Below are 11201 nucleotides of genomic sequence, written 5' to 3' on the forward strand. Positions count from 1 at the left end.
ATCAAAAAAACGCGCCATGTTTAACAAATTTATTGTACGACCGGTACTATCAACGGTCATTTCCATTATCATCGTCATTCTGGGTCTGCTGGGCATCATTACGCTGCCGGTTTCACAGTACCCTGAAATTGCGCCGCCCACTATCGTTGTCTCCGCCGCCTACCAGGGCGCCAACGCGGAAGTAGTGCTCAACAGTGTCATTGTACCGCTCGAAGAACAGATCAACGGCGTTGAAGACATGACCTACATGACCTCAACCGCCAATAACGACGGAACCGCCATGATCACGGTCTACTTCAAGCTGGGCACGGATCCCGACATGGCCGCTGTAAACGTGCAAAACCGCGTGGCCCGCGCCACAAGCCTCCTACCCCAGGAGGTTACCCGGGCGGGCGTTACCACGCAGAAACGGCAAAGCAGTAACGTGTTGATCTTTACGCTCTATAGCGAAACCGCTTCCTACGACCAGGTTTTCCTGCAGAACTATGCCAACATCAACATTATCCCGCAAATAAAGCGGGTAAACGGCGTAGGTGATGCGACCGCATTCGGTACGAAGGACTATACCATGCGTATCTGGCTGAAACCCGACATTATGGCCAGCTATGGCCTTATTCCTAATGATATCGGTGCACTGCTTGCCGAACAGAACATTGAAGCGGCGCCCGGCCAATTTGGTGAGGAGGGAAAGGAATCCTTCCAATACGTCATCAAGTACAAGGGCAGGTTAAAAGATGAGGCGGAATTCGGCGACATGGTCGTTCGGGTAGGTACCGACGGCCAGATACTGCGCCTCAAGGACATCGCGCGAATCGAGATGGGTTCGCAGACCTATTCCGGGTACTCGTTCGTGAACGGGCACCCGACCATTGGTATTGCCATTGCCCAAACGGCCGGATCTAACGCGCAGGAGGTAATCAACGGTTCGCTGGCAGTGCTCGACGCCGCCTCAAAAAACTTCCCTGAAGGTATCAAATACACCACCATGGTGAACGTCAACAAGTTCCTTGACGCCTCCATTGACAAAGTAATCAGCGCCCTGATTGAAGCCTTTATCCTGGTTTTTATCGTCGTGTTCATTTTCCTCCAGGACTGGCGCTCCACACTCATCCCGGCGCTGGCGGTTCCGGTCGCGATTGTCGGTACCTTCTTCTTCCTGAGCCTGTTCGGGTTTACAATCAACCTGCTCACCCTGTTTGCGCTCGTGCTTGCGGTCGGGATCGTGGTGGATGATGCCATTGTCGTGGTCGAAGCGGTCCATGCCAAGCTTGAAGGCGGGGCAAAATCGGCTAAGGAAGCTTCCTTGGGCGCGATGAACGATATCAGCAGCGCCATTATCAGCATTACACTCGTTATGTCTGCCGTGTTTGTACCGGTAAGCTTTATCGGGGGATCAACCGGTGTATTTTACAAGCAGTTCGGGTTAACCCTCGCCATATCCATTATCCTGTCGGCGATCAATGCACTCACGCTCAGCCCGGCTCTTTGCGCGCTTATCCTGAAACCGCATCACGCGCACGGCGACCAGCCCCGGAAAAACTTTTTCCAGCGCGCCGGCGACAGCTTTAACGTTGCGTTCGATGTAACAACCCGGAAATACCGGAATGCGGTCGGCTTCCTGATTCGCTATAAGTGGGTCGGGATTTTTGGACTGCTACTGTTTACAGGTACCTGGGCCTATTTGATGAAAACGACCCCTACCGCTTTTGTACCCAATGAAGATATGGGTACGATTTTCTCCGACATCAGTCTGCCGCTCGGTGCATCGGTAGAACGGACCGATGAAATTACCAAGGAGATTTCCAAAATCGCCGAAACTTTCCCGGAGATTAACAATGTGCTCCGCATCACGGGCCGCGGAATGATAAGCGGCACGGGAAGCAATTATGGAATGGTAATTATGGAGCTTAAGCATTGGAAAGAGCGGTCCGGCAAAGGCCAGGATATCCAGGGACTTATTCAAAAGCTTTTCGCCCAGACCTCGACCATAAAAGACGCCCGTGTCATCTTTTTCTCCCCGCCGACCATTCAGGGATTCGGGGCTACGAGCGGGTTTGAGTTTCAATTGCAGGACCGCGCCGGCGCCTCGATCCAGGCGCTGAGCGGAGTCTCGGACAAATTCCTCGCCGCGCTCAGGCAAAGACCTGAAATCCAGTTCGCTTCAACGTCCTTCAACCCCAACTTCCCGCAATATGAGCTGAACGTGGATGTGGCGAAGGTAAAACGCGCAGGCCTGACGGTCAACGACATCCTCGGCGTAATGCAGGGGTACTACGGCGGCGTTTATGCCTCTAACTTTAACCGTTTCGGGAAACAATTCCGGGTGATGTACCAATCGGAACCGGAGTACCGGAACAACCCGGAAAGCCTGAACCTGGTGCAGGTGAGGAATGCAAACGGGGTGATGGCGCCGCTCAGCCAGTTTGTAACCCTTGAAAGGGTGTACGGAGCGCAGGCAATTAACCGCTTTAACCTGTTTACTTCGGTTGCAATCAATGGCGCTACCAACCCGGGGTTCAGTTCCGGAGACGCCATCCGCGTGATCCAGGAGGTCGCCGAAGAAACGCTTCCGACCGGGTACGGTTATGAGTTCTCGGGCATGACCCGGGAAGAAATGAGCTCCGGCGGACAGACATTTTACATCTTCCTGCTGTGCCTTGTTTTTGTCTACTTCCTGTTGAGCGCGCAGTACGAAAGTTACCTGCTCCCATTCGCGGTGATATTATCCCTGCCGATAGGTATGGCCGGGGCCTTTATTTTCACCAAATGGTTTGATATCAGTAATAACATTTACATCCAGATCACGCTGATTATGCTCATCGGGCTTCTGGCAAAAAATGCAATCCTGATTGTGGAATACGCTATTACCCGGCGAAGGCACGGCATGACCCTGATACAGGCCGCCATCGACGGCGCCGAAAAGCGCTTCCGGCCTATTTTGATGACCTCATTTGCATTCATCCTGGGTTTGCTGCCCCTGATGACCGCCACAGGCGCCGGCGCTAACGGAAACCGGTCTATCGGTACGGGTGCAATCGGAGGGATGTTGATCGGGACCATATTCGGAGTCTTCGTGGTGCCCATGCTTTTCGTTATTTTCCAGGGTATCCAGGAATGGATCAGCGGCCCGCCAAAACCAATTGAAGACGCGGTTACCAACTCATGAGCCCTTCACACTGCCGGGGTATCCGGCCTGGGTATTCCGGCAGTGAATCGAACCAAAAGCATCAAAACCTTATGAATTCTTATAAATCACTCACATTTGTGCTGTTAGGCGGTTTGCTGTTCGCGGGGTGCAAAATCACGCGAAAATATGAACGGCCGGTCCTTTCGGCATCGCTGACAGACAGTCTTTACCGGGCGCCCGCTACCACCGACACCAGCTCTCTGGCAGATATGCCCTGGCAGCAACTTTTCACCGATCCGAAGCTGCAGCAGCTTATCGGGCTGGGTCTGGCCAACAACCTGGACCTGAAAGTCGCCCTGGAGCGAATCAATGAGGCGCAGGCTCTTCTGGAGCAAAGCAGGCAGGCCTTCATGCCGTCGCTTAATTTTTCGCCCAACGTCACCCTGTCCAGAACCAGCCGGGCAGCGCTGAACCTTCCGCCCAATATCAATATCAACCTCAAAACCACTACCTTCCAGGTAGGGGTTACAACCAATTGGGAGGCTGACATCTGGGGAAAACTTTCTAGCGCCAAGCGGGCGTCCATGGCTTCACTGATGCAGACGGAAGCTGCCAGGAAAGCGTTGCAAACGCAGGTTGTCGCCACTATTGCCAACGCTTACTATGGCCTGCTGGCCCTTGATCAGCAACTGGCCGTGACCCAGGCTACCATAGAAGTACGTCGCAAAAACGTGTTTACCATGCAGAAACTGAAAGAGTCGGCTATCGTTACCGGGGCCGCTGTTGTTCAGAGCGAAGGAAACCTGTACGCCGCAGAAGTAAGCGTCCCCGATCTGAAGCAGGGAATAAGAGAGCTGGAAAACGCACTGAATGTTGTACTGGGCAGGCACCCGCAGCCCATTGAACGGAATACGCTGGAAGAACAGTCGGCCAATGTGGACCTGAAGACCGGCGTTCCCCTGCAATTGCTTCAGAAACGCCCCGATGTAGCCGCCGCCGAACTAACTTACCGGGCTGCCTTCGAAAATGTAAATGTTGCCAGAACCTACTTTTATCCCAGCCTGGCCATTACGGCCGGAAGCGGCGGTTTTTCGGCGCTGGCAACCAATAGCATTTTCACGAATTCGCTTTTTTACAGCCTCGCGGCAGGCCTTACGCAGCCGATCCTCGCCAAAGGCGCCAACAAGGCACGTCTGAAAACAACCGAGGCGCAGCGCGAGATGGCGTTGCAAAACTTCTATAAATCCATTCTGGTGGCAGGCCAGGAAGTATCCGACGCCCTTTTCGCCTACGAAATGGGGGTAGAAAAAGAAGCCACGCGAAAAAAACAAATCGACGCACTTGAAAAAGCGGTCAACTATACCGAACAGCTGCTCCGGTATAGCTCCGCTACCAACTACACCGACGTTCTTACTTCGGAACAGGCCCTGCTCGCCGCTCAACTGGCCGGCATCTCCGACAAACGCCAGCAGCTCCTTGCCATAGTGGAGCTGTACAGGGCGCTGGGAGGGGGAAAATAAAAGTGGAGAAATCGGAAATCAGAGATCGGAAATCGGCGCGTTTGCATTCGTAACTTGCTTTGCCGGTTTCTGATTTCTGATTTCCGATTTCTGATTTCCGCTCCCCTACCTCGCTTTATTCGGAAATGGCGGAATAGCCGGTGTACCTTTCGGGCCTGGTTCAGCCAATTTTTTCTTCAGCTCATCTATTCCCCGGAGCAGTTGGGTATCGTTGCCCAAATATTCCTGGTGCGGGTCATTTATTACTTCAATATCGGGCGACACTCCTTCGCCCTCAATAATAAACTTAGAGCCGTCAGCGGCAAAATGCGCAAACTCGGGTTTACGCAGGTCTCCGCCGTCAATAAACGGCAGCGTCCCCCTGATACCTACCACACCGCCCCAGGTCCGTTGCCCGATCAAGGGTCCAATTCCGTAAAATTTGAACTGGTACGGGAACAGATCGCCATCAGAAGCCGAATACTGATCGATCAGGCATACTTTGGGGCCGATTTGCGCCTCCGGCTTTACTGAAGAAGACGTGCCATTCCGCAGCATCGCACCGAGCGCAGGTCTTCTGAGCAACCTTTCAATGATCATAGGGGAGACATTTCCGCCCCCGTTGCCACGATCATCTACAATAAGCGCCTGCTTGTCGAGCTGAGGATAGAAATACCTGGCAAACTGGTTCAACCCGTCTACGCCCATGTCAGGGATATGAAGGTATCCTATTGTACCGTCCGAAGCTTTTTTCACTTTGGCAATATTCTCCTCCACCCAATTTTGATAGTACAATGGAGATTCATCAGCAATGGGACGCACTACGAACCGTCCGGGAGCCTCCCCCTTCGCATTCTTGCTTACCTGGATCTCGATCAGCTGGTTTGCCTTGCCCACCAGCAATTCATATATATTCGGATATTTCCTGACATCCTCCCCGTTTACCGTAGTGATGAAGTCTCCTTCCTGCACGTCAACACCAGGTGCCCGCAACGGAGAAATCAGGTTCTTGTCCCAACTCACACCTGGTAATATCTTCGTCACACGGAAGAAGCCCGAGGCGTCGCGAACCAGAGTTGCCCCCAGCATACCCAGTTTGATCCGGCCTACATCGGGACGATCGCCGCCGTTTACATAGGCGTGTCCTACGTTAAGCTCGCCAATCATTTCCCCGATCAGGTAGGTGAGATCGTTGCGGTGGCTCACAAAAGGCACCAGGGCAGCATACTTTTCCCTTACAGCCTTCCAGTCGACGCCATGCATATTGGGGTCGTAAAAATAGTCGCGCATCTGCCGCCATGACTCGTCGAAAATCTGCCGCCACTCGGCGCGAAGATCGGTTACATACCGGAGCCCTGACAGGACAAGCTTGTTTTTTGGATCCATTTTGGTGGTGGAAATGTCCTCCACAAACCAGTCCTTTCCTTTCTTGATCAGCACTTTTTTATCGTTCTGACTCAGCAGGAAACTGTTAAAATCGCCGATCTCAGTTTCTTTCTTGTCCTTATAGCTGAAATAACGGACACTCCCAGGGGTTTTGGTTCCGCCGGAATAGTAATAAATCCCCTCGGCTACCGGCCTCAGACTGCGGTAATATCCCGGACTGACGGGCAAACCTTCCACCCGGTCGGCCAGCCCGTTGGCGACCACTTCAACCTTCACGCCGGGCGATTTATCCGCGTTTTTCCCGGCCGGCTTTTTATTATCGGTTGAATCCTTTTGCAGGTTGACCTCGTCGTCCTGCGGCTCAAAAATGGATTTTGACGCGTCGGAAAGTCTGATCATATAAATCCTGCCCATGTCGTTATAGGAATGGTTCCATTCCGTGGCGCTGTAGGTCGGGTTAAAGTCACGGTCTGATACGAAGAAGAGGTATTTACCGTCCGGACTGAACGCCGGGTTTGCACTCGCATACCACTCATCTGTCACCGCGATGCGCTCTTTGGTCCCGATGTGATACAGCTTGATGGTGCTGAAGGTACGCGAGCGTCCCGGCTCAAGATAGGCAATCCACTTGCTGTCGGGGCTGATTGCAAAGTCCGTAACCTCAAAGAACGGCGAATGGTAAATCAGCTCCTTTTGGCCATTACCGACCTCGACTTTATAGAGGTCTTGTGCGCGATCCCCAAATACCAGGAACTTGCTGTCGGGACTCCATACCGGATTAAACTTATAACTACCGCCGCCCTTTGTAAGCTGTTTTGCGGGAGCAGAACCATCCTGTTTCTGGATATAAACCTCATCCTCTCCCGTTCTGTCCGACAAGAAACTGATCCACTGTCCGTCAGGGCTCCACTCCACATTCCGGTCATGTGCACCGGGCGATTTGGTGAGATTTCGGGTAACGCCGCTTTTAGCAGGCACCGAAAACACTTCGCCTCTCGCGCCGAAAGCCGCGCGTTGCCCATCCGGGGAAAGGGCATAGCTGCCGATTTGTTCCGATGCGTCAACTTCCTTGTTCCGCCCGGAGGCAAAATCCTCCGCAACGATTACATTCAGTTTTTCGGTCTTCCCGCTCGTCAGATTGTAGAGGTAAATGTATCCACCGTTTTCAAAAGCAATGGCATCGTTCCCTAGTGAAGGAAATTTACAGTCAAATGTGTTAAAATCGGTTACTTTCCGTGTTTGTCCGGACCGGGTATCGTACTCAAAAAGATTCATGGTCCGATCACGGTCACTCAGAAAGTACACTTTATCGCCGGCATACATCGGGAAAATATCCTGGGCAGGGTTATTCGTAATATTTTCACTTTTACCCGTTTTATTGTCGAACAGCCATACGTCGTCGGCCATTCCCCCCTTGTAATACTTCCACGTCCTGAACTCCCGGAACACGCGGTTCATGGCCAGCTTGCTTCCGTCCTGGCTATACGTTGCCCAGCTGGCTACTGAAAAAGGCAGTGCTTCGCTTAAACCGCCCTGAACCGGTACTTTGTACAGCATTCCTTTGAAAGCATTAAAGGAATTGCTTCGCCCCCTGTAGATCACAAACTTATCATCCGGGGTCCAGGCCATGGTAACGTTATTGGGCCCCATCCGGTCAGACACGTCATCCCGGTCAATGGTAGCCGTATAGGTGATCCGTTTCGGAATACCGCCTTCTGCGGGCATTACATAGACTTCGGTATTGCCGTCGTATTGGGCAGTAAAAGCAATCTGCCTGCCATCGTGACTGAAACGGGGAAACATTTCATAACCCGGGTGGTTGGTAAGCTTCCGGGCAACCCCGCCGCTGCGCGGGACTGTATACAAGTCGCCGGCGTAGGAAAACACAACCTGATTACCGTGAACGGCCGGGAAACGTAACACACGAGCCTCTTCCGCATTTACGGAAACACTCAAAACGGTTAATAAAGCAAAGAAACTGTTTCTTAATAGTTTCATAGAGCTGGAAAGTTTGTTGATGAAGGGGCTTGCCCGAAACTGGCTCAAAAATAAAAAAATTACATAAAGGCCGCGCAGGATTTTACCTATTGGTCAGGCGCTAGCGATCGTTATGAAGCAAGGACTTCAATTCCGTCCAGGATAGGGGCGAAAGCAGCTGTTCGGACTCAAAAGACTGTTCTCCCGCATATTCAACAATATATTCGCCCCGCTCGCGTGAATCAGGGTGTGTGCTCAGCCAGGAAAGATAGGAAGCTGTTTCCGCATCGCCGCCTATCCTGTACAGAAACTCACCAAAAGGAACAGGGTCTATTTTTGCCGCGATGAGGTAGTCTACCGCATGGAGATCGGCCTCCCTCTCCTGTTTCCGGTCAAATGCGGAAGAAGAAAGCGTTCGTACAATTTTGCCGGGCACTTCCCCGCCCCCACCTGCGGTTGCAGAAATCAGAACGGAAAGCCCAACTTCTTTCACTAACTTTTTCATCACGTGATCAAGTTGAATATGTGCCAGTTCATGGCCGATCACCCCTGCCAGTTCTTCCGGACTTTCTGATGCGGCGATCAGTCCGGAATAAACTACCAGGTGGCCATCCGGCAGCGCAAATGCATTAACCTCCTCTTTTTCCAGGACATGCAGCTTGATTTTATCTTTTGCCATCTCATTGTGCTCGCAAATCCTGGTAACGATGCTGTCAATGCGGTTCACCACTTTGGGGTTGGAGACTACTTCATCCGATTCCCGAAACATTTTCCAAAGCAGGTCGCCCAGTTTTTTTTCTGTCTTGCCCAGGTTTTTATTCACTTCAAAAACAGTGAGCCAATCCAACTTCCTGAGCGTTCCATACACCCCGAAAAACAGGGCAACCAACAGCATTCCATGCAAAAAGACGCGTCCCATGCTCTATTGCTTTACAAAAAAATTAGTCAGATCGCCGTAAAACAGCCAGGCAACATGGTTTCCCTTCCGGGTTTCGATAGCCGTGTAAATGGTTGCGACAAAATCCGCCAGGTTAAATAAAACTGCCGTCAGGATATAGGCGATATAGTCGTTGGACACACCTTTATCCCAAAACAAAATAGAAACGGTCCACCAGAAACCATAGCTGTTCATAAAAAGGAGCGACAATTGGGAAAGCAGTGCCTGTGTGCAGTGCCACCTCACGAAATAAGTACCTTTACGATTACCGAGATAAAAAATGAATGTGGCGATCAGGTTCACGATAGGCAGTGGCAAGCCGGCAATAAGTGCAATAAGCGACATCAAGTAGCTGTTGGACGCCTTTTCACGCTCGTGCTCTCCCGGCGGATAGGGAAACGCTTTAATGGTCATCATAGTCCTTTCATTATGTTCCAAACCCAATTTAGCAGCACCAGGATCGCGAGAGGTATTGCTATGTATTTTCTTCTCAGGATCTGCTCGGACCGTTGATAAGCCCGGTAAAAAGTCGTTTTTCCTGTCAGCAGGTCAACGACCACCCAAACCGGTATCACCATCATTAAGGCAAATACAAGGAGCCCGAAGGGGTTTAGCAGAAATGACGCCTGCAAATTTCCGTGTGCCAGCGCCTCTATCGCCCGGGTAGTCCCGCACGAAGGGCAAGGTACCCCGGTTACCTCTTTGATCAGGCAGACTCCGGGGCCGCCGGGCGAACCCTGAAAGAGCGTATAGCCAAGCCAAAGATAGCCCCCGGCAGCAGCCCAAAGCACCAAGCGGTATAACCTTCTGGCTGTTAACACGGTCAGTAACCGGACAGAATTTCCTTTAATTTCAACACATTTTTCTCACGCGCAACGCCTCCGATCAGGAACCAGTCAATGATGGTCCATATCCCCATTCCGCCGCAGGTAAGTAGTTTTGCTACGCCCAAACCGGTGTCCCCCACCAGAAAACGGTCGATACCAAATGTTCCACCGAGAAAAGAGATGATTTGAAAAAACTTAGGATCGTTAAAATCCGTCATCAGCAGTTTTTTCCACCTTTCATCGTCGAGCACTTCAAGCTCGTTTTTTATGCCGGGCAGCTGGTGAGATTCGAAGTTGTTCCCTTTTAGCATCAGGAACAAGTCAGTTTTGTTCAGGTCCATCGGATAGTTTTGAAGGCTTTATTAAGGTAAAGATAAATCAAAGGAAATCATTTACAGCCAGTACCCGTCATTCTGAGAAAAAAGTTTTTTGTTCAACCCCTTGGAAAACAGGCGACCATGTGATTTAAAAAAAACAGTAAAATATCGCTGCCGAAAATCAACAGCTGTTTTTATTCCATCAATGGCAGACGGCTGCAGCCGGAGGGAGTTCGCGGGAGCGTCCTGCCGGAGGGTCATTCTGAGCGCAACACAGTGGAGCCGAAGAATCTCCGGTTGGTATAAAAAAGCCCGCTCGAAGGGAGGGGGTGCATGGAGCGGGAGATCCCTCCACTGCGGTCGGGATGACCTTGCGGCCGGAGGCTACCGCCGGAGGGTCATTCTGAGCGCAACGCAGTGGAGCCGAAGAATCTCCGGTTGGTATAAAAAAGTCCGCTCGAAGGGAGGGGGTGCATGGAGCGGGAGATCCCTCCACTGCGGTCGGGATGACCTTGCGGCCGGAGGCTACCGCCGGAGGGTCATTCTGAGCGCAACGCAGTGGAGCCGAAGAATCTCCGGTTGGTATAAAAAAGTCCGCTCGAAGGGATGGGGTGCGGACAGCGGGAGATCCCTCCACTGCGGTCGGGATGACCTTGCGGCCGGAGGCTACCGCCGGAGGGTCATTCTGAGCGCAACGCAGTGGAGCCGAAGAATCTTCGGTTGTTATAAAAAAGTCCGCTCGAAGGGATAGGGTACAGACAGCGGGAGATCCCTCCACTGCGGTCGGGATGACCTTGCGACCGGAGGCTTCCGCCGGAGGGTCATTCTGAGCGCAACGCAGTGGAGCCGAAGAATCTCCGGTTGGTATAAAAAAGTCCGCTCGAAGGGATGGGGTGCATGGAGCGGGAGATCCCTCCACTACGGTCGGGATGACCTTGCGGCCGGAGGCTACCGCCGGAGGGTCATTCTGAGCGCAACGCAGTGGAGCCGAAGAATCTCCGGTTGGTATAAAAAAGTCCGCTGGAAGGGATGGGGGGCAGACAGCGGGAGATCCCTCCACTACGGTGCCAATGACATCTTTTTTAACTTATTGTGTTTCAAGTAAATACATATTGTGTTTACCGGCCAACT

Annotated in this window: 7 protein-coding genes; 2 read left to right on the plus strand and 5 right to left on the minus strand. The window is 52.1% G+C overall.

Features of this window, described 5'->3' with window-relative positions; genetic code table 11:
- The first annotated feature begins 16 nt into the window (after window positions 1-16).
- Complete coding sequence (locus ABD852_RS14560; protein ID WP_345030135.1) at window positions 17-3166, plus strand: efflux RND transporter permease subunit; 3150 nt, start codon at window positions 17-19, stop codon at window positions 3164-3166.
- Between the two features lie 71 nt (window positions 3167-3237).
- Entirely contained in the window at window positions 3238-4647 is a 1410-nt protein-coding gene (locus ABD852_RS14565; RefSeq protein ID WP_345030136.1) for an efflux transporter outer membrane subunit, read from the plus strand.
- A 105-nt stretch (window positions 4648-4752) separates the two neighbouring features.
- Here ABD852_RS14565 and ABD852_RS14570 read toward each other — a convergent pair whose 3' ends face one another.
- From ABD852_RS14570 to ABD852_RS14590, 5 genes are all read right to left on the minus strand, one after another.
- Window positions 4753-8010 carry a S41 family peptidase gene (locus ABD852_RS14570; RefSeq protein WP_345030138.1) on the minus strand — a complete coding sequence of 1086 codons (3258 nt, stop codon included), beginning with the start codon at window positions 8008-8010 and terminating at the stop codon, window positions 4753-4755.
- A 100-nt stretch (window positions 8011-8110) separates the two neighbouring features.
- Complete coding sequence (locus ABD852_RS14575; RefSeq protein ID WP_345030140.1) at window positions 8111-8908, minus strand: M48 family metallopeptidase; 798 nt, start codon at window positions 8906-8908, stop codon at window positions 8111-8113.
- 3 nt (window positions 8909-8911) lie between these two features.
- On the minus strand, window positions 8912-9343 hold the full coding sequence (locus ABD852_RS14580; protein WP_345030141.1) for a magnetosome magnetite crystal formation protein family: 432 nt from the start codon (window positions 9341-9343) through the stop codon (window positions 8912-8914).
- The gene (locus ABD852_RS14585; protein ID WP_345030151.1) at window positions 9340-9717 is read right to left on the minus strand and encodes a DUF2752 domain-containing protein; all 378 of its coding nucleotides are present in this window, start codon (window positions 9715-9717) and stop codon (window positions 9340-9342) included. The genes ABD852_RS14580 and ABD852_RS14585 overlap by 4 nt, the downstream gene beginning before the upstream one ends.
- 32 nt (window positions 9718-9749) lie before the next feature.
- The gene (locus ABD852_RS14590; RefSeq protein ID WP_345030143.1) at window positions 9750-10094 is read right to left on the minus strand and encodes a TM2 domain-containing protein; all 345 of its coding nucleotides are present in this window, start codon (window positions 10092-10094) and stop codon (window positions 9750-9752) included.
- Window positions 10095-11201: the final 1107 nt, after the last annotated feature.

Source organism: Ravibacter arvi (genome assembly GCF_039540405.1).
GTDB classification, from domain to species: domain Bacteria; phylum Bacteroidota; class Bacteroidia; order Cytophagales; family Spirosomataceae; genus Ravibacter; species Ravibacter arvi.

Excerpts from the sequence above, each read along its gene's own strand:
- ABD852_RS14560 (WP_345030135.1), top strand. The coding sequence starts at position 17 with ATGTTTAACAAATTTATTGTACGACCGGTACTATCAACGGTCATTTCC.
- ABD852_RS14565 (WP_345030136.1), top strand. The coding sequence starts at position 3,238 with ATGAATTCTTATAAATCACTCACATTTGTGCTGTTAGGCGGTTTGCTG.
- ABD852_RS14570 (WP_345030138.1), bottom strand. The coding sequence starts at position 8,010 with ATGAAACTATTAAGAAACAGTTTCTTTGCTTTATTAACCGTTTTGAGT.
- ABD852_RS14575 (WP_345030140.1), bottom strand. The coding sequence starts at position 8,908 with ATGGGACGCGTCTTTTTGCATGGAATGCTGTTGGTTGCCCTGTTTTTC.
- ABD852_RS14580 (WP_345030141.1), bottom strand. The coding sequence starts at position 9,343 with ATGATGACCATTAAAGCGTTTCCCTATCCGCCGGGAGAGCACGAGCGT.
- ABD852_RS14590 (WP_345030143.1), bottom strand. The coding sequence starts at position 10,094 with ATGGACCTGAACAAAACTGACTTGTTCCTGATGCTAAAAGGGAACAAC.